Raw genomic sequence first — 18,391 nt, 5'->3', positions numbered from 1 at the left:
CAGGACACCCCATGTATCGCACCGCACTGCGCAATGTGCTGGCCCACAAGGGCCGACTGCTGATGACGGCGCTGGCCGTCATGCTGGGCACCGCCTTCGTGGCCGGCACCATGGTCTTCTCCGACACCTTCGGCAAGGCCATGCGGGAGAACAACTCCACGAGCTACTCGGACGTGGCGGTCCAGGTCGTCGACACCGCCGCCGGCGCCACCGCCTCCCCCGAGTCCAAGAGCGAGAAGAGCCCGGTCACCCTGACCGACGCCACCGTCCAGCAGCTCACCGCGCTGCCCGGCACCGCGAGCGCCCGCGGCGTGGTCGGCGGCTTCACCGGCGTCGCGGACAAGAAGGGCGATCTGATCGGCCAGGCCTGGACGGCCCGGGGCGCCAACTTCGCCCCCGGCCCGGACGGCAAGGACGCCCGCTACCCGATGGCCGAGGGCCAGGGCCCGAAGAACGGCAAGGAGATCGCCCTCGACCGGAAGACCGCCGACAAGGGCGGCTACAAGGTCGGCGACACCGTCCGGGTCGGCTCCAACGGCCCGGTCCTGGAGGCGAAGCTCACCGGCGTGTTCACCACCGACGACCCGGTGGTCAACAGCGGCGGCTCGCTCACCCTGTTCGACCGCGCCACCGCCCAGCAACTGCTGCTGGAGCCCGGCCGCTACAGCAGCATCGTGCTCGCCGCCAAGCCCGGCACCAGCGAGGACACCCTGCTCTCCCAGGTGAACCAGAAGCTCCGCCCCGAGCAGCAGATCGAGGTCCGCACCGGCGCCGATCTGAAGGCGGAGGACGAGCAGCTGATCACCAAGAGCTCCGAGAACATCCGCACCATGCTGCTCGCGTTCGCCGGGATCTCGCTCTTCGTCGGCATCTTCATCATCGCCAACACCTTCACCATGCTGATCGCCCAGCGCACCAAGGAGCTGGCGCTGCTCCGGGCGATCGGTGCCAGCCGCAAGCAGGTGACCGGCTCGGTGCTGGTCGAGGCGCTCGCCATCGGCGTCATCTCGGCCGGGGCCGGCCTGGTCGCCGGGGTCGGCGTCGGCGCCGGGCTGCAGTCCCTGGTCGCCTCGCTGGACGACGGCATGCCGACCGGGTCGCTGGTGATCAAGCCACTGACCGTGGTGGTCACCCTGCTGGTCGGCGTCCTGGTGACGGTGCTCTCCGCCCTGCTGCCGGCCGTGCGCGCCGCGCGGATCGCCCCGGTCGCCGCGATGAGCAGCGGCGACCAGCCCACCAGCCACAAGTCCCTGATGGTCCGCAACGCGATCGGCTCGGCGCTGGCCGCCGCGGGCATCGCCCTGGTCGCCTTCGGCGCCTCGAAGGGCAACGCCGACGGCCGGATGCCGGTCGCCTTCGGCGCGCTGCTCGCCGTCCTGGGCGTCTTCGTCCTGCTGCCGCTGCTCTCCCGTCCGGTGATCGCGCTGGTCGGCCCGGTGCTCGGCAGGCTGTTCGGCACGCCCGGCAAGCTGGCCCGGCAGAACGCGGTGCGCAACCCGCGCCGCACCGCCGCCACCGCCGCCGCGCTCACCATCGGCCTGACCCTGGTCAGCGGTCTGACGGTGATCGGATCCTCGCTCACCGACACCGTGGACCGGGCCGTCACCAGCTCGATGAAGGCCGACTTCCGGGTGGCCGCCGCCAACCGGATGAGCCTGTCCGACAAGGTCCCGGCCGAGATCGCCAAGGCCCCCGGGGTCACCGCCTCCTCGCCGGTGACCCTCGTGACCTGGCAGCTCAACGGCACCAAGCGGGACATCGTCGGCCTGAACGCGGACAGCCTCGACAAGCTGGTCGAGGTGACCATGACGAGCGGCTCGATGGCCGCCGCCGCCCAGGGGCAGCTGCTGGTCGACCAGGACCTCGCGAAGAAGCTGGGCGCCACCACCGGCTCGGCCGTCGAGGTCACCTACGGCGACGGCTCCAAGGGCTCCCTGACCGTCGGCGGCGTCTACAAGCAGGGCGGCATGCTCGGCGGCGCGGTGCTGGCCAACAGCGAGATCCTCAAGCACGACCAGCAGCCCTACCTGAACCAGGTCCTGGTCAAGGGCACCGGCGGGGAGACCGAGGCGCTCAAGCAGGCGCTGAAGGACGCCACCGGCGCCAACCCGGTGATCGAGGTGCAGTCGCGCCAGGAGGTCCGGGACGGCTTCAGCCAGACCATCACCTTCGCGCTGAACATGATGTACGGCCTGCTCGCGATGTCGGTGATCGTCGCCATCCTCGGTGTGATCAACACCCTGGCGATGTCGGTCTTCGAGCGCAAGCGCGAGATCGGCATGCTGCGGGCGATCGGCCTGGACCGCTCCGGCATCAAGCGGATGGTCCGTCTGGAGTCCGTGGTGATCTCGGTGTTCGGCGCCGGCATCGGGGTCCTGCTCGGCTGCTTCACCGCCTGGGCGATCAACGGCACCCTGAAGTCCAGCCTCCCGGACATGGCCACCGTCGTCCCCTACGGCCAGCTGCTGCTCTTCCTGGCCCTGGCCGGCGTGGTCGGCCTGGTGGCCGCCTTCTGGCCCGCCCGCCGGGCCTCCAGGCTGGACATCCTGGACAGCATCAAGACCGACTGACCGCCGGACGGCGGTACGCGAGAAGGCCCCTGCCGGAGGGTTTCGGCAGGGGCCTTCTTCGCACTTCTGTACTCCGCCCGACTCGCACAGCCGGCTGAGCACCACGGAGGTCGTGGTCCGGCAGCACTGCCGGGCGGAGGGCCTCCGACTCATACCCCGGTGCTCCCACACCGGGGTCCGCAGTCGCTTACTTGCTGGCGAGCTCCTTGTCGGCGGCCGGCTTGGCGGCCTCGACGGCGGGCTTGGTGGGGGCCGTGACCTCCTGGATCGGCTGGTACGGGTTCTCCATCTGCGACAGGCCGACCATCTCGCGCTTCAGGAACATGGCGAGGGTCCAGTCGGTGAAGACCCGGACCTTCCGGTTGAAGGTGGGGACCATGGCGCCGTGGTACAGGCGGTGGAACCACCAGGCCGGACGGCCCTTCAGCTTGTACTTGCCGAAGAGGATCGCGACACCCTTGTGCAGGCCGAGACCGGCGACCGCACCCAGGTTCTTGTGCTTGTACTCCTGCTGCGGGAAGCCGCGCATGCCGGAGATCACGTTGTCACCGAGGACGGCGGCCTGGCGCACGGCGTGCTGCGCGTTCGGCGGGCACCAGGCGCCCTCGCCGGCGGCGAGGTCCGGCACCTGGGCGTTGTCGCCGGCGGCCCAGACGTAGTCGAAGCCCTGGACCTGGAGGGTCGGCGCGGTGTCGACGTGGCCACGCGGGCCCAGCGGCAGACCGAACTCGGTCAGCACCGGGTTCGGCTTCACGCCGGCCGTCCACACGATGGTGGAGGCGTCCATCTCCATGCCGTTCTTCAGCACGACGTGGCCGTCGACGCAGGAGTCCATCGAGGTCTCGATGTAGACCTCGATGTTGCGCTCCTCGAGCTTCTCCTTGGTCCACAGACCGAGGTCCGGGCCCATCTCGGGGAGGATCCGGTTCGCGGCCTCGACCACGACGAAGCGCATGTCGTCACGGCTGACGGTCTTGTAGATCTTGGAGGCGTCGCGCGCCATGTCCTCGATCTCGGCGATCGTCTCGACGCCGGCGAAGCCGCCGCCGATGATGACGAAGGTCAGCGCCTTGCGGCGGATCGCCTCGTCCGTGGTGGACTCGGCCTTGTCCAGCTGCGCCATGACGTGGTTGCGGAGGGCGATGGCCTCCTCCACGGTCTTCATGCCGATGCCGTTCTCGGCCAGACCCGGGATCGGGAAGGTGCGGGAGACCGAACCGGTCGCGACGACCAGGTAGTCGAAGGGCAGCTCGTACGAGTCGCCGGCCGCGGGCTGGATCGTGGCGATCTTGCGCTCGTGGTCCACACCGGTGACCGCACCGGTGAGCACCTCCGCGTTCTTCAGCGCGGTGCGCAGGGGCGCGACGAGGTTACGGGGCGCGACGTTGCCGCCGGCCGCCTCGGGGAGGAAGGGCAGGTACGTCATGTACGACCGCGGGTCCACGACCGTGACGGTCGCTTCGCCGTAGCGCATCTTCTTGAGGATGCGCATCGCGGCATACAGGCCGACGTAACCACCGCCGACAATGAGGATGCGAGGACGCTCCGTGGTGCTCATATCCGAAAGTATCCAGCACCGCTCGGAGCAGCCTTCGTGAGCCCACTCACAAGCTTATGGGGACCTTCTGCTACACTGCGCGCCCCCGTTTCGGCTCCCCGCCCACCCTCTGGCGGCCCACGCGGCCCCCCGGTGGGCACGCCCGTTCGGACGGCCCCGCTGAGCAGCAACGATCCATGGCACAGCCCGGTTCCCGCATGAGATTTCGAATTTCAAACCTCCAGCGGCCCAGAACCTGCGATCCAGCGGCCATCACACCCAGCGAGCCTTCGGTCCCACATATCGGACGGACCGGGCCGCCGGGCACGCCGAAAGACTGGATCCTCATGTGAAGAAATTCACGAACATTCCGCGGCGCCCCGCGCGCGCCCCGGCCCCGGAGCCCCAGGGGGGCTGCCGGGGCCGGGGCGGTAAGTCCCACGACTGCTCAGCGGGCGATACTCCAGGCGATTCCGTCCAGGATGTCGTGCTCGCTGACGACCACCTCGGCGGCGCCGGTGCGCTCCATGATCTCCAGCAGCTCCAGCGCGCCCGCCGCGATCACGTCCACCCGGCCCGGGTGCATCGACGGGATCGCCGCCCGCTCCGCGTGGGTGGCGTGCAGCAGCCGGTCGGCGATCTCGGCGACCCGCTCGCGGGAGATCCGGGAGTGGTGGATCGCCTCCGAGTCGTACCGCGGCAGGTCCTGGGCGATCGCCGAGATGGTGGTGACCGTGCCGGCCAGGCCGACCAGGGTGGCCGCGCCGGTCAGCGGGACGGCCTCCTCGGCCCGGTCCAGCTCGGCCCGGACGTGCGCCCGGGCCTCGGCGACCTGCTCGTCCGACGGCAGCTCGGCGCCGCCGAAGTGCCGCTCGGTCAGCCTGACGCAGCCGATGTCCACCGAGCGCGCCGCCCGGACGTCCTCGGCCCCGAGCACGAACTCGGTCGAGCCGCCGCCCAGGTCGAAGACCAGGTAGGGGGCCGGGAACTGACCCCCGGTGAGCTCCTTGGTGGCGCCGGTGAAGGACAGGTGCGCCTCCTCCTCCCCGCTCACCACCTCGGGCTCCACGCCCAGGGCCGCCCGCACGCCGTCGACGTACTCGGCGCTGTTCTCGGCGTCCCGGGAGGCGCTGGTGGCGACGAAGCGGATCCGCTCGGGGCCCACCCCGAAGCCGGAGATCACCTCGGCGTACTCCCGGCAGGCCGCGAAGGTGCGCTCCAGCGCGTCCGGGTGCAGTCGCCCGGTGCGGTCCACGCCCTGGCCCAGCCGGTTGATGATCATCCGCCGGTCGAGGTCGGTGATCTCCCCGGTCCGCGGGTCCAGGTCGGCGACCAGCAGCCGGATCGAGTTGGTCCCGCAGTCGATCGCCGCCACCCGGGTGGTGCTCATGCGCCGGCCTCCCCCGCCTCGTCCGCCTCGTCCGACTCCTGCGCGGCCCGCTTGGCGGCGCGATCGGCGGTCTTCTGCTCCTTGGCCGCGATCACGGCCGCGTGGTCCTGCTCCTTGGCCCGGTTGCGGGCCACCCGCTCGCCGGCCTCGGCGACCTCGGCGGCGGAGACGCAGGGGCCCTTGGCCCACCAGTCCTCCAGCATGCCGAGCGCCTCGTCACCGAGCGGGTTGACGCCCTCGCCGGCCGCCAGCGAGTGGCCGACCAGCACGTGCAGGCACTTGACCCGGTCCGGCATGCCACCGGCGCTCGGGAAGCCCTCCAGCACCTCGATGGCGTCCCGGCGGGCGATGTAGTCCTCGTGCGCCTTCTGGTACGCCGCGGCCAGCTCGGGGTCCTCGGCGAGCCGGGCGCTCTGCTCCTTCATCACGCCGTCCGCCTCCAGGGTGCCGATCAGCGAGGCGGCCTTGGGGCAGGTCAGGTAGTACAGCGTCGGGAACGGCGTGCCGTCCGGCAGCCGGGGGGCCGTCTCCACGACGTCCGGGTTGCCGCACGGGCAGCGGTGGGCCACGCCGCGCAGGCCGCGCGGGACCCGGCCGAGCTGCGCGGCGATCGCCGCGACGTCCTCGTCGGAGACGGTGGGGTGGTTCTCAGTGGTCATGGGAGGAGCTGTCTCCAGCGGGGGCGGGGGCGGGTGGTGAGGGAGGGGCGGGCTGCCCCGGGGTGGCGGGGGTCACCGGCGCGGGAGCGGCCAGGGGTGCGGCGGCGGCGTCCACGGAGTCCCAGACGCTGGCGTACCAGGGCCGGGCCGCCTCGGCCGGACCGGCCGCCGGGCCCGCCGCGGGCGCCGGAGCACCCAGCGCGGACTTCGCCGCGTCCTGGGCCGCCGGGTCCACCGCGATGTACGGGGTCTCCCCCGGCATCGCGTAGTGCAGCCGGGTGCGGGCCTGCGCCTTGACGTACTCCGGGTCCTGCCAGCGGGCCTTCTCCCGGCGCAGCTGCTCGACCTGCTGCCGGGCGTGCTCGGCCCGGGCGCGCTGCGCCGAGATCTCCGAACGCTGCGAGATGAACTGCCGGGTCGGGTAAGCGAGGATCGCCACCAGGGAGCAGAGCACCAGGACGAGGACGGTCGCCCGGCTCGTGAACCGAGGCCGGGCCGCCAAGCCCGGGATCCTCCAGCCTGCCATCTGCGGTGTCCCCTCCTGGTCGCGACGGTGCCCCGCCGTCCACCCTACGGGGTGAACGGCGGGGCACCGGTCAGGCGTGCGCTACCTGGCGTCCCGGCGATACCGGCCGGGCGCCGCAGGTCGGGCTCAGCCCTCGTGCTTGAACCGCGGGAACGCGCCGCGGCCGGCGTACTCGGCGGCGTCGTCGAGGATCTCCTCGATGCGCAGCAGCTGGTTGTACTTGGCGACGCGCTCGGAGCGGGCCGGGGCGCCGGTCTTGATCTGGCCGCAGTTGGTGGCGACGGCCAGGTCGGCGATGGTGACGTCCTCGGTCTCGCCGGAGCGGTGCGACATCATGCAGCGGTAGCCGTTGCGCTGGGCCAGCTCGACGGCGTCCAGGGTCTCGGTCAGCGAGCCGATCTGGTTGACCTTCACCAGCAGCGCGTTGGCGGTGCCGGTCTCGATGCCGCGGGCCAGACGGGCCGGGTTGGTGACGAACAGGTCGTCGCCGACCAGCTGGACCTTGTCGCCCAGCTTCTCGGTCATGGCCTTCCAGCCGTCCCAGTCCGACTCGTCCAGCGGGTCCTCGATGGAGACCAGCGGGTAGGCGGCGACCAGGCCGGCGTAGTACTCGATGAGCTCGGCGGAGGAGAGCGCCTTGCCCTCGAACTGGTAGGCGCCGTCCTCGTAGAACTCGGAGGAGGCGACGTCCAGGGCCAGCGCGACGTCCTTGCCCGGCACGTAGCCGGCCTTCTGGATGGCCTCGACGATGAGGTCCAGGGCCTCGCGGTTGGAGTCCAGGTTCGGGGCGAAGCCGCCCTCGTCGCCCAGGCCGGTCGACAGACCGCGCTCCTTCAGCACGCCCTTGAGGGTGTGGTAGACCTCGACGCCCCAGCGGACGGCCTCGGAGAAGGACTCCGCGCCGATCGGGGCGATCATGAACTCCTGGATGTCGACGTTGGAGTCCGCGTGCGAGCCGCCGTTGAGGATGTTCATCATCGGGACCGGCAGGACGTGCGCGTTGGGGCCGCCCAGGTAGCGGAACAGCGGCAGGTCGCTGGCCTCGGAGGCGGCGTGCGCGACGGCCAGCGAGACGCCCAGGATGGCGTTCGCGCCGAGCGAGGACTTGTCCGGGGTGGCGTCGAGGTCGAGCATGGCCTGGTCGATCAGGCGCTGCTCGGTGGCGTCGTAGCCGACCAGCTCGGGGCCGATCTGCTCGATGACGGCCAGGACGGCCTTCTCCACGCCCTTGCCGAAGTAGCGGTTCTTGTCACCGTCGCGGAGCTCCAGCGCCTCGAAGGCACCGGTGGAAGCACCCGACGGGACGGCGGCACGGCCGGTGCTGCCGTCGTCGAGGCCGACCTCGACCTCGACCGTGGGGTTGCCGCGCGAGTCGAGAATCTCACGAGCGACGACGACATCGATGGACGGCACGAGGCATCTCCTAGCGGAAGCAGGTTCGGCTGACGGTGGGGTGCAGTCGGCCGGACGATTGCGGAGTCGTTACGACCAGAGCCTAACCGCACGGGCTGTCCGGGCCACGTCGACCTCGGTTCCGTCTCAGCGTGTGGCCGTGCTACCCACCGGTAGTTCACCTGGTTGCCCGACCTGCGGGGTCCGGATGCGGACGAAGGGGACCGATCGGCCCCCTCCGTCCGTCCGCAGGATCGGACCGGCCGTCAGCCGAGGGTCAGGACCTGGCCCGGGACGATCAGGTTCGGGTCGCCGCCGACGGTGCCGCGGTTGCCGTCGTACAGCGCCTGCCAGCCGCCGGAGACGCCCTGGGTGGTGGCGATCCCGGCGAGCGTGTCGCCGGACCGGACGGTGTAGCCCTGGCCGGCCGACTGCTGCTGCGCGGCGGGGGCGCTCTGGACGGGCTGGGCGGCCGGCTGGCCGGCGTACTGCTGGTAGACGCTCTGGTGGCTGGTCCAGTACCAGGCGCCGTTGTTCTGGTACCAGTACACCTTGGCGTCGGCGTCCCAGCCGGCCTTGCCGGAGAAGGCCGGCGCCTGCGGGGCCTGCTGCTGGGTCTGCTGCGGGGCCTGCTGGGTCTGCTGGGCGCTCTGCGGCGCGTACTGGCGGGCCTGCGGCTTGGCGGCCTGCTGCTGCGGCTGGGCCTGCGGCGTGGCGGCCGGCTTCGGGGCGGCGAGCTTCGGGGTCTGCTGCTGGGCCTGCGGCTTCGGGGCGGCCGGCTTGGCGTCCGTCGAGGTGTCGACCGCCGCCGGGGCGCCACCCTTGGTCAGGCCCGCCTTCTGGGAGCAGACGGGCCAGGCGCCCGGGCCCTGCGAGGCGAGGACCTTCTCGGCGACCGAGATCTGCTGCCCCTTCGAGGCCTGGTTGGCCTGCGGCGCGTAGGCGGTGCCGCCGTACGCCTTCCAGGTGCTGGAGGTGAACTGGAGGCCGCCGTAGAAGCCATTGCCGGTGTTGATGCTCCAGTTGCCGCCGCTCTCGCACTGGGCAACCGCGTCCCAGGTGGAGGCCGGGGCGGCGGAGGCGCCGGTGGCGCTCAGGATGGGCATCGCCAGCCCGACGCCGGCGACACCGGCGACGGCGATGGCCTTCTCGGCCTGGGTACGGCGACGGTGACGACCGGTTCCAACGAACAGCATGAAGAGGTCCCTCTCCGCACGCCTGCGAGGTGAGCTGTCGGGTTCGGACCGGGAGGTGGCCCGGCCGCGCGGAGGCGGCTTCACCCCTAGCCGTGGGAGACGGCGCAAAACCTGGGTCCCCCGCCCCTGCCCAGGGTTCTGATCGGTTTCCCGTGGTGCGGCGGGCAGGACTCGGCGTTCCGCGCACGGGGCTCGCAGCTGCGAACTCCACGGAGAGTAGACAGATCTTCAGAGCAATCACAAGCTCATATCGCAGATATCACATCAACATCACGTCATGTGATTGATTGCCTACCAACCGAGGCGGTATGTCCGGATTGAGGATGGTTCAGACCCCCTGAAAGTGGGCAACGGAGAGTCCCCATCAGCCGGTTGTGCTGGTTCGTCAGCTCCCCGAACCGGCCTCCGGAACCGCTCCGAGCTGCGCTTTCTCCGGCGTGAATTCCACCGGAAGCTCACGGAGTCCACGCATGATCAGACCGCCGCGCCAGCGCAGGTCGTCGGGGTCGGCGGCCAGCCGCAGGTCCGGCAGCCGGGTCAGCAGGGTGGCCAGCGCGGCCCGCCCCTCCAGCCGCGCCAGCGGCGCGCCGATGCAGTAGTGGATGCCGTGCCCGAAACCCAGGTGCGGGTTGTCCGCGCGGGCCAGGTCCAGGGTGTTCTCGTGGGCGAACCGCGCCGGGTCCCGGTCCGCCGCCGCGAGCACCACCAGCACCGGGTCGCCGACCGGGATCGCCACCCCGCCGATGGTCAGCGGACTGGTCGCGAACCGCCAGGTGGCCAGCTCCACCGGCCCGTCGTACCGCAGGAGTTCCTCGATCCCGGTCTCCAGCAGCGCGCTCTCGCCGCGCCCGACGGACTCCTGGAGCAGGGCCCGCTGGCCCGGGTTGCGCAGCAGCGCGTACACGCCGTTGCCGATCAGGTTGACCGTCGTCTCGAAACCGGCGAACAGGAGGATGAAGGCCATCGCCGCCGCCTCGTTCTCGGTCAGGTGCTCACCGTGGTCGCTGGCCCGGATCAGCCCCGAGATCAGGTCGTCGCCGAGGTCGGCCCGCTTGCGGTGGATCAGCTCGGCCAGGTACGCCCGCATCCGCTTCACCGCGCGCCCCACCCCGCCGCGCCGGCCGCCACCGTGACGGATCATCATCCCGGCCCAGTCCCGGAAGTCGTCCTGGTCCTCGGCCGGCACCCCGAGCAGGTCGCAGATCGCGTAGATGGGGAGCGGGAAGGCGAACTCGTGGATGAGGTCGGCCGAGCCGCGCGCCGCGAAGCCGTCGATCAGCCGGTCGGTCAGCTGCTGCACCCGCGGCTCGAAGGCCGCCACCCGGCGCGGCGTGAACGCCTTGGACACCAGCCGGCGCAGCCGGGTGTGGTCCGGCGGGTCGATGTTCAGCAGGTGCGTCATCAGATCGGCCTGGCGCTCGCCCGGGATGCCGACCCGGCCGGTGCGGTGGGCCTGCTCGCTGTGGTGCACCGGGTTCTTGGAGAGCCGGCTGTCCGCGAGCGCCTGCCGGGCGTCCGCGTACCGCGTGACCAGCCACGCCTCGACCCCGCTCGGCAGGGCGGTCCGGTGCACCGGCTCGTGCTCGCGCAGCCACGCGTACGCGGGGTACGGATCGGCGGCGAACTCCCAGGTGAACAGGGGCGGACGGGCGGAGGCGGGCTGAGCTGGCATGGGTCGACGGTATCCCGGGCGTGTCCCGGTGACCGCACGGCGTGCACAGGGGCTCTCGGGGCACCGGGCGAAGCCCTTCCGCGTGGCAGGCGTGAGCCTGGTCACCTGAGGGGTAATTCCTGTTGCGGAGGGTCAGGACCTGCCTACGATCCTCCGCAAGATGTCCGTGGGCGACGGTGCGGAGCCGCCCACAGGGAGGAGCAAGGCCATGCGGGTCACCGGTTCGGTCGTCGTGATCACCGTCCTCGCCGGCGGGTCGGGGGCGGACCTCGCCCGCCGCCTCACCGCGGCGGGCGCCGCCGGCGTGCTGATCGCCGACCAGCAGGTCGGGGTCGCCGAGGACCTCGCCACCGAGCTCGACCGGCCGGGCTGCCCGGTCGTCGGCGTCTGCGGCGACGTCCGCCGCCCCAGTGACGTCGCCGCGCTGGTCGACACCGCCGAGAAGCACCTGGGCCCGATCGACCTGTTCTGCGTGGCCGGGCCGGACGGCGAGCGGATCGTCTCCCTCTCCGACCTGCCCGACCACCTCGACCTGGAGCGGCTCGCCGAACTCGTCGCCCTGGTCGGCGAGGCGATCGGGGAGGTCGTCGTCCCGGCGCAGCGCCGTCCGGTGGAGGACGTCGCCGCCGTCTGAGGCGCCGCCGTCCGGGTGGGGCCGCCCGGGGTGGGGTACCCGGGTGCGTGACCGCTACTCCTCCGGCTTCAGGCCCTCGGCGGCGCGCACCGCGTCCCGGTAGCCGCGGGCCGCGGCCCGCAGGGCGGCGTCGACGTCGACGCCGGCATCGTGCGCGCGCTGCGCCACCGCGAGCAGCAGCCGGCCCGCCGACTCCGCCGTGAGGTCGGCGGGCAGCTCGTAGGGCTCGTCCGGCACGCCCGCGAATCCGGCCCGGCGCACCCGGGACACCAGCTTCGCCGCGTACGCGAGCGAGGGCAGCCCGGCCGGCACGCCGTCCAGCACCGATTCGCGCTCCGACTTCTCGGCCGCCTTGAGCGCCTCCCAGCTGGCCTCCACCTCGGCCGAACCGCTCGCCTCGGCGTCGCCGAACACGTGCGGGTGGCGGTACATCAGCTTGTCGACGATGTCGCCCGCCACGTCGTCGATCGAGAAGGCGCCGGTGGGGTGCTCCTCGGCGATCCGGGAGTGGAAGAAGACCTGGAGCAGGACGTCGCCCAGCTCCTCGCGGAGCATGTCGCGGTCCCCCTCCTCGATCGCCTCGACCAGCTCGTAGGCCTCCTCGACCAGGTACTTCACCAGGCTGGCGTGGGTCTGCTCGGCGTCCCACGGGCAGCCGCCCGGCGAGCGGAGCCGGTCCATCACGGAGACCAGGTCCAGCAGCCGCGCGCCCGGCAGGTCGTAGGAGCCGGGCAGCACCTCGATCTCCGGCACCTCGCCGGCGTGCTCGACGGCGAGGCGGGCCAGCGCGTCGGTCAGCCCGGGGTCGCCGTCCGGGCTGCCCAGCCAGACCGTCGGGCCGGCGGTGGCGGGCAGCTCGGCCGGGGCCCCGGTGAGCAGCCGGGCCAGCGCGGGGGCGGAGCCGGGGGTCACGATCCGGACCTCGACGCCGGCCTGCGTCACGGCGGGCAGCTGCGGGTGGGCGGGGTCGGCGGCGAGCACCCGGCCGGCCGACCGCAGCGCCTCCCAGGCGGGCCAGGAGAGCAGACCGGGGGCCACCCGGTGGGTGGTGATGAGGAGGATCAGCTTCGCACCCGGGGGATTCGTCGTCACACCCCGAACCTACCCGCCCGGCCCGCGGCCCCGCCCCCCGGTTTGTGCGCCCGCCGCGGCCTGCCCGGTGCGTGCCCCGCCCGTGCGGCCCCGCCCTTCGCTCGCCCCCGGTCAGCCCTGCGGGGGCCAGGGGGTGGCGGCGGTGCGGTGGGGCTGGAGGGTGTCGAGGGTCCGGCGCAGACGGCGGACGGCCGGGTGGTGGGGCCCCTCGCGGCGTTCGCGGTCGAAGAGCAGCTGGAGCAGCCACGACCAGGCCGCCTCCGTCTCGCCGAGCGAGGCCAGCAGCACGCCGATCCGCTCCCGGAGGTCCAGCAGCCGCTCCGGTTCGCTCTCCGGCCACACCGCGTGCAGGGACTGGAACTCGGCGAGCGCCTCCGCGCCCCGCCCCAGCTGTTCGAGGCACTCGGCGGCCCGGTAGCGCGGTTCCAGCGCCCGCCGCCCGTGCGGCCCGCCCTCGGCGGTGGCCGCGAGCAGCCGGTACTCCGGCAGGGCCTCGTGGTGGCGCCGTTCCTGGAGCAGCGTGCGGGCGTAGATGGTGCGGACGGTGCGGACCATCGCCGCCCCGTCGCCGAGTTCGGACCGGCCGCGGGCCAGCAGCCGGGCGGCGAGGTCGAGCACCTCGGCCCGTCGGCCCGCGTCGACCAGGTCGGAGAGCCGGGCACAGGCCGCCGCGAAGTCCTCCCCCGCCGCGACGGGCACCGCGGGAGGCGGCGCGGCGGCGGGCGGGTTCGGCACCGCGGCCATCAGGAACGGCGGCGCCACCCGGGCCGACGCGGCCGGTGCGGCGCCCGCCGGCCGGGGCTGCGGCTGGAGCGGGTGCCGGTACGGGCGGGCCGGATCGGGCAGCGACCCGTACCGGGGCTGCGGCACCGCGAGGGCGGCGGGCAGCAGCGGAAGCAGCCGCTCGTGCACCGCCTGCGCGTCGGCCGGGCGGTCCTCCGGCCGCTTGGCGAGCAGGTCGAGGACCAGCCGCTCCAGCGGGGCCGGCACGTCCGGGCGCAGCTCGCGCAGCGGCACCGGCGGGTCGTCGACGTGCCGACGCAGCAGGCCCAGGGCGGTGGGGGCGCGGAACGGCCCTTCGCCGGCCAGCATCTCGTGCAGCAGGCAGCCGAGCGCGTAGAGGTCGCTGCGCGGGTCGACGGTGGCGGACAGGGCCTGTTCCGGCGCCATGTAGGAGGGGCTGCCGATCGGGACGCCGGTGAGGGTGAGGCGGGTGGCCGTCGGATCGATCGCGGTGGCGATGCCGAGGTCGAGCAGCACGGTCCGGCCGTCCTCACGGACCATCACGTTGCTGGGCTTGAGGTCCCGGTGGACGACCGGCACGGCATGGACCGCGGCCAGTGCGGCGCACAGCTGGGCGGCCACCGAGACGGCGCGCTCGACCGGGAACGGCGCGTCCTCGGCGATGAGGTCGGCCAGGCTGACGCCGGGCACGCGCTGCATGACGAGGTACAGCTCGCCGCCGTCCTCGCCCGCGTCGAAGACGGTGACCAGGCCCGGGTGGTCGAGGGCGGCGGTGGTGCGGCACTCGCGCAGGAAGCGGTGGCGCAGTTCGTCGCCGGGGCCGAGGTGTCCGGCGCGGGCGGGGCCGGTGGCGCCGGTGGCGGCGAGCAGGTGGTCGGTGCGCAGCAGCTTGACCGCGACCGGGCGGGCGAGCCGCTCGTCGCGGCCGGCCCAGACCTGGCCCATGCCGCCGTGGCCGATCTTCTCGGTGAGGTGGTAGCGGCCGCCGATCACCCGGGCGGCGGTCACGGGCGGTCCTCGCGGGCCTGACGGCGCAGCAGCTCGCCGAGTTCGCGCAGCTCGTCGGAGGTGGCGGGGCCGGCGGGAGTGGCGGGAGTGGCGGGGCCGGGACCCGCGGCGCGGACCGGCGGGTGCGAGATGGCCGACGGGTGGGAGTCTGCGACCGGGTAGGGCCGGGCCGTCTGCGGGTACGGGGCGGCGCTCCCGTACGGCTGGGCGGCGGGGTAGGGCTGCGCGGGCTGCGGGTACGGCCGGGCGACCGGGTACGGCTGGACGGGGGCGGCGGGCGCCGGGTAGCCGTACCCGGCGGGCGGCGGCGCGTAGGAGCCGGCCGGAACGGGCTGCCGGCCGGGCCGGGCCGCCGACCAGACCGCCTGGCGGTCCATCAGCAGGAAGTGCACCGGCGGGGTGAACGCCAGCAGCAGCATCATCGTGGTGCCGACCGTGTCGGCGGTCGGGGCGTCGCCCTTGGGGTAGCTTCCGGCGACCCCTGCGGAGATGAAGAAGGTGAGGAAGAGCCCGGCGTAGACCACCGCGCCCAGGACGTCGTACCACCGGCGCCGACGGATCGCCAGCAGCAGCGAGGGGACCATGCCGAGCAGACCGAAGGAGAGCACCGGCGCGAGGACCACCAGGATCCGGCCGAGCACGCCGTACGGCCCGGGCTTGCGGCCACGGCCCTGCGGCGGGACGGCGACGGTCGGGGCGTAGGCCTGCGGTCCGGTGCCGGGTATGCCGCCGGCCGGCGCGCCACCGGGCGGTGGGCCGAACTGCCCGGGGTACTGCCCTGACATGCGCGCTCCTGAGCGGGTGAGGACGACGGCGGTCCCGATCACCGAATCGGTCCCGCACACCGTACCGCCCGGGCCTGTCGGGCGACCCCGGCGCGGGACGTCGACCGGACCGGCCTCCGGGGCGGGCGTCAGGGTGCCGACGGGGGCGCGGCGGTGCCGGCGGCGAGGGCGTCGGTGGCGGCCTGGGTGAGGGTGTGAGCCAGGGTGGCGGCGCGCTGCAGGGCGGTGTCGAAGGCGGCGAGCCGGGCGAACGCCGCGCCCAGCCCGCGCTGTTCGGCGACCGGCAGACGCGGCAGCTCGACCCGGCGGATGTCCAGGCGGGTGGTGGTGGAGGCGTGGCTGGCGGCCCGGCGGGCGGCGGCCGTGGAGCGCAGGTGGCCGGCCAGGAACTCCGGGTCGAGCGCGGCCGGGTCGGGGCGCAGCAGGTGGAGCTGGCGGCCGAGGGCGGCTCCGGCGGGCGGGCCGTCCGGGCCGACGACGCGGGCGGTGCCGCCGCCGAGGGCGGGGACGAGGACGTCGCCGGGGCGGGTCAGCGGGACGGCGTCGGCGGCTTCGGCGGTCCGGTCCAGGACGGCGCCGGGGGCGCTGCCGGTGAGCAGGTCCTGCTCGGTGAGGACGGGGGTGCCGCCCGGGTCGGCGGCGGCCGGGCGGGAGGGCGCGCCGGCCCCGGAGGAGTGCACCTCCAGCAGCCCGGAACGGACCAGTTCGGCCAGCGTGACGACCGCGCCGCCACCGCTGCTCGCGCCGCCGCCCGCTTCGCCGGTCGGCTCGGGCAGCAGTGCCGCGGGGTCGGCGAGGCCGGCCAGCAGCTCGGCCAGCCGGCCGCCGAGGTGGGAGAGCCCGGCGGCGCCGCCGGGCGGGGCGGCCGGCGGGACGTGGCGGGCGGGCGAGAGGTCGGTCTCGTCGTCGAGCAGGTCGATCGCCGCCACGGTCCGGTGCCGGCCGGGGCGGTCCGCGGGCAGCGGCAGGCCCTCGCGGGCGGCGAGGTCGAAGGCCCGCCAGGCGTCCAGGACGGTGCGGCGCAGCTCGGGCCAGCGGACCTTGTCGCGGCCGCCCTCGGCGGCCTCGGCCGAGCCGGGCGAGGCGGAGGCCGCGTCCAGCATCAGGACCTGGCGGAAGTCGTCGCCGGGGCGGGGGGCGCGCAGCACCCAGAGGTGGAGCGGCACCCCGTACGGGGGCGCGGCGCCGGCCGGGAGCGCGACGACGGCGCGCAGCGCGCCGGAGCGCAGCAGCTCGGCGCGGACCCGGCGGCCGGCCCGGCGGGCGGCGACGGTCGGCGGGAGCAGCAGGGCGGCGAGCCCGCCGGGGCGGGTGTGGGCGAGGCAGTGCAGCACCCAGGCGAGTTCGGACTCGCCGCGCGGCGGGACGAGACCGCCGGGCCAGCGCCGGTCGAACTGCAGCTCGTCGTGGCCCCAGTCCCGCTCGTTGTAGGGGGGCTGGCAGAGCACCGCGTCGAAGGTGTGGCCGGTGTAGGCGTCGGCGCGCAGGGCGTCGCCGGGGCGGAGCTCGACCGGGAGCGGGGCGGGGTCGGCGGCGGGTGTGCGCAGCACGAGCCGGAGCCCGGCGAGCGCGGCGGTGACCGGGTCGGCGTCCTGGCCGTAGCGGTCGGTGGTGGGCGGCAGGGCGAGCAGCAGCGCGCCGAGGCCGGCGGCGGGGTCGAGCACGGTGGCGGGGACGCCCGCGACGGCGGCGAGCAGTTCGGCGGCCTCCGGCGGGGTGGGGCTGAGCTGGCGGGTGTTGGCCTCGGCGTAGCGGGCGAGGAGCTGTTCGAAGGCGCCGGCCGGGCCGGCCGCGGCGGCGAGTTCGGCGAGCAGGCGGGCGAGGTCCAGCTCGGTGGAGCCGAGCAGGCCGGGCTGCCGCAGGCCGGCGGCGCCGTCGGGGCCGAGCGCGGCACGGGCGGTGTCGGCGAGGGCGCGCGGCAGGCCGGTGGCGAGCCTGGTGTCCGGCTGGTCGGCGAGCGCGCCCCAGCGCTCCGGCGCGCGATGGTGCAGCAGCAGGACGGAGCCGGCCAGGACCAGCGGGGCGGCCGGGTGGCCGCCCGGGTCGCGCAGGGTCTCGACGAGCCGCCAGACCCGTTCGAGCAGCGGCAGTTCGGCGATCTTGCCCTGGGCCCGGAGCCAGGACTCGACGTCGGTGAGCGCGAAGGTCGGGCTGCTGTCGGTGCCGCCGACCGGGCGGGGGAAGTCGGGGTGGCGGCGGCGCCAGTTGCTGACGGCGGCGCGGCCCACCCCGGCGAGACGGGCGATCTCGACGGCGGTCACCTCGGGACGGTCCGGCATGGGTGCTCCTTCGGCGGCGGCAGCGGGCGACGACGGCGGGACGACGCGGCGGCGGACGACGCGGCGGCGGCATCGGTGTGACCACACAGCATAGCCAGCACCTTCCGTCGATCCGTTCACACGTGAACGGAGAGGTTTCATGAATCCCTGTTGACTCGGTTCACAGCACATGGTGTGATCTCTCCTGTCGACAGCACGCCAGGTCGGCACCGGGAACCGCGAGTTCGCAGAGACCAAGGAGACAGCCATGTCCGCCACCACCCGCCGCACCCGCCGCACCGCCGTCCTGCTGGCCGGCGCCGCGCTCGTCGCCCTCACCGCGACGGCCTGCGACTCCACCGGCGGCACCTCCGTCTCCACCGAGGCCAAGCAGACCGCCGCCGCCCCGGCCCCGGCGGCCACCGACGGCGGCACCCCGGCCAAGCCCGCCGAGAGCAAGCCCGCCGAGGCGGCCAAGGCCCCGGCCAAGGTCGGCGACACCATCGCCCTCAAGGGCACCCTGGAGAAGGGCAACACCGCCGACGTCAGCGCGCTGAAGGTGGTCGACCCCGCCGCGAGCAGCAACGAGTACCTCACCGCGGCGGCCGGAAAGCACTACGTCGCCGTGCAGTTCCAGATCAAGGCGACCGGCTCCAAGGCGTACGGCGAGGCGCCGTGGAGCAGCGCCAAGCTGATCGACGACCAGGGCCAGGCGTACGGCCCGACGTTCGCCGAGACCAAGGCCGGCCCGTCCTTCCAGACCCCGACCAACATCGCCGCCGGCGACTCGGGCAAGGGCTTCGTGGTCTTCGAGGTCCCCGACGGCACCAAGCTCGACAAGGTCCAGTTCGCCCTGGACAACGGCTTCGCCGACCAGGTCGGCCAGTGGAAGATCGGCTGACGGCTCTGTTCACGGCCCGCACGCCCG

13 protein-coding genes, 1 pseudogene and 1 riboswitch are annotated in these 18,391 nt (G+C 73.9%); of the genes and pseudogenes, 3 read left to right on the top strand and 11 right to left on the bottom strand.

Going from position 1 to position 18,391, the window contains the following annotated elements; genetic code table 11:
• Positions 1 to 11: 11 nt before the first annotated feature.
• Positions 12 to 2,570, top strand: coding sequence for an ABC transporter permease (locus tag ACFVUH_RS10210; RefSeq protein WP_387912378.1), 2,559 nt, complete (start codon positions 12 to 14; stop codon positions 2,568 to 2,570).
• Positions 2,571 to 2,757: 187 nt separating this feature from the next.
• On the opposite strand, the gene ACFVUH_RS10205 is transcribed toward ACFVUH_RS10210, so the two are convergent.
• The 7 genes and pseudogenes from ACFVUH_RS10205 to ACFVUH_RS10175 form a co-directional block, all read right to left on the bottom strand.
• A complete protein-coding gene (locus tag ACFVUH_RS10205) occupies positions 2,758 to 4,128 on the bottom strand; it encodes an NAD(P)/FAD-dependent oxidoreductase (RefSeq protein WP_387912377.1) in 1,371 nt (456 codons plus the stop codon).
• A 427-nt stretch (positions 4,129 to 4,555) separates the two neighbouring features.
• The gene (locus ACFVUH_RS10200) at positions 4,556 to 5,497 is read right to left on the bottom strand and encodes a Ppx/GppA phosphatase family protein (RefSeq protein WP_355375653.1); all 942 of its coding nucleotides are present in this window, start codon (positions 5,495 to 5,497) and stop codon (positions 4,556 to 4,558) included.
• Positions 5,498 to 5,646: 149 nt separating this feature from the next.
• Positions 5,647 to 6,174, bottom strand: a pseudogene (locus ACFVUH_RS10195) (DUF501 domain-containing protein); the annotation flags it as partial.
• The gene (locus tag ACFVUH_RS10190; protein WP_355375658.1) at positions 6,146 to 6,658 is read right to left on the bottom strand and encodes a septum formation initiator family protein; all 513 of its coding nucleotides are present in this window, start codon (positions 6,656 to 6,658) and stop codon (positions 6,146 to 6,148) included. The gene ACFVUH_RS10190 and the pseudogene ACFVUH_RS10195, both read right to left, overlap by 29 nt.
• A 150-nt stretch (positions 6,659 to 6,808) precedes the next feature.
• Positions 6,809 to 8,095 (bottom strand): phosphopyruvate hydratase, encoded by a 1,287-nt coding sequence (eno, locus tag ACFVUH_RS10185; RefSeq protein ID WP_380688062.1) that lies wholly within the window; start codon positions 8,093 to 8,095, stop codon positions 6,809 to 6,811.
• Between the two features lie 245 nt (positions 8,096 to 8,340).
• Entirely contained in the window at positions 8,341 to 9,270 is a 930-nt protein-coding gene (locus ACFVUH_RS10180) for a transglycosylase family protein (protein ID WP_387912375.1), read from the bottom strand.
• A gap of 5 nt (positions 9,271 to 9,275) precedes the next feature.
• Positions 9,276 to 9,419: riboswitch (cyclic di-AMP (ydaO/yuaA leader) on the bottom strand.
• Positions 9,420 to 9,655: 236 nt separating this feature from the next.
• Complete coding sequence (locus tag ACFVUH_RS10175) at positions 9,656 to 10,942, bottom strand: cytochrome P450 (protein ID WP_387912373.1); 1,287 nt, start codon at positions 10,940 to 10,942, stop codon at positions 9,656 to 9,658.
• A 208-nt stretch (positions 10,943 to 11,150) separates the two neighbouring features.
• Between ACFVUH_RS10175 and ACFVUH_RS10170 the strand changes: the two genes are divergently transcribed.
• A complete protein-coding gene (locus tag ACFVUH_RS10170) occupies positions 11,151 to 11,576 on the top strand; it encodes an SDR family NAD(P)-dependent oxidoreductase (protein WP_387912371.1) in 426 nt (141 codons plus the stop codon).
• A 54-nt stretch (positions 11,577 to 11,630) separates the two neighbouring features.
• On the opposite strand, the gene ACFVUH_RS10165 is transcribed toward ACFVUH_RS10170, so the two are convergent.
• The 4 genes from ACFVUH_RS10165 to ACFVUH_RS10150 all read right to left on the bottom strand — a co-directional run bounded on the left by ACFVUH_RS10165 (position 11,631) and on the right by ACFVUH_RS10150 (position 17,484).
• Positions 11,631 to 12,668 carry a MazG family protein gene (locus tag ACFVUH_RS10165; protein ID WP_387912370.1) on the bottom strand — a complete coding sequence of 346 codons (1,038 nt, stop codon included), beginning with the start codon at positions 12,666 to 12,668 and terminating at the stop codon, positions 11,631 to 11,633.
• A gap of 111 nt (positions 12,669 to 12,779) precedes the next feature.
• A complete protein-coding gene (locus ACFVUH_RS10160) occupies positions 12,780 to 14,420 on the bottom strand; it encodes a protein kinase (RefSeq protein WP_387912368.1) in 1,641 nt (546 codons plus the stop codon).
• The gene (locus tag ACFVUH_RS10155) at positions 14,417 to 15,205 is read right to left on the bottom strand and encodes a hypothetical protein (RefSeq protein WP_387912366.1); all 789 of its coding nucleotides are present in this window, start codon (positions 15,203 to 15,205) and stop codon (positions 14,417 to 14,419) included. The genes ACFVUH_RS10160 and ACFVUH_RS10155 overlap by 4 nt, the downstream gene beginning before the upstream one ends.
• 128 nt (positions 15,206 to 15,333) lie before the next feature.
• Positions 15,334 to 17,484 (bottom strand): N-6 DNA methylase, encoded by a 2,151-nt coding sequence (locus ACFVUH_RS10150; RefSeq protein ID WP_387912364.1) that lies wholly within the window; start codon positions 17,482 to 17,484, stop codon positions 15,334 to 15,336.
• 247 nt (positions 17,485 to 17,731) lie between these two features.
• Between ACFVUH_RS10150 and ACFVUH_RS10145 the strand changes: the two genes are divergently transcribed.
• Positions 17,732 to 18,364 (top strand): DUF4352 domain-containing protein, encoded by a 633-nt coding sequence (locus ACFVUH_RS10145; RefSeq protein ID WP_387912362.1) that lies wholly within the window; start codon positions 17,732 to 17,734, stop codon positions 18,362 to 18,364.
• Positions 18,365 to 18,391 lie beyond the last annotated feature (27 nt).

This window comes from Kitasatospora sp. NPDC058032 (genome assembly GCF_042885845.1).
Classification (GTDB): domain Bacteria; phylum Actinomycetota; class Actinomycetes; order Streptomycetales; family Streptomycetaceae; genus Kitasatospora.
This window is presented reverse-complemented; position numbering and strand designations above follow the sequence as displayed.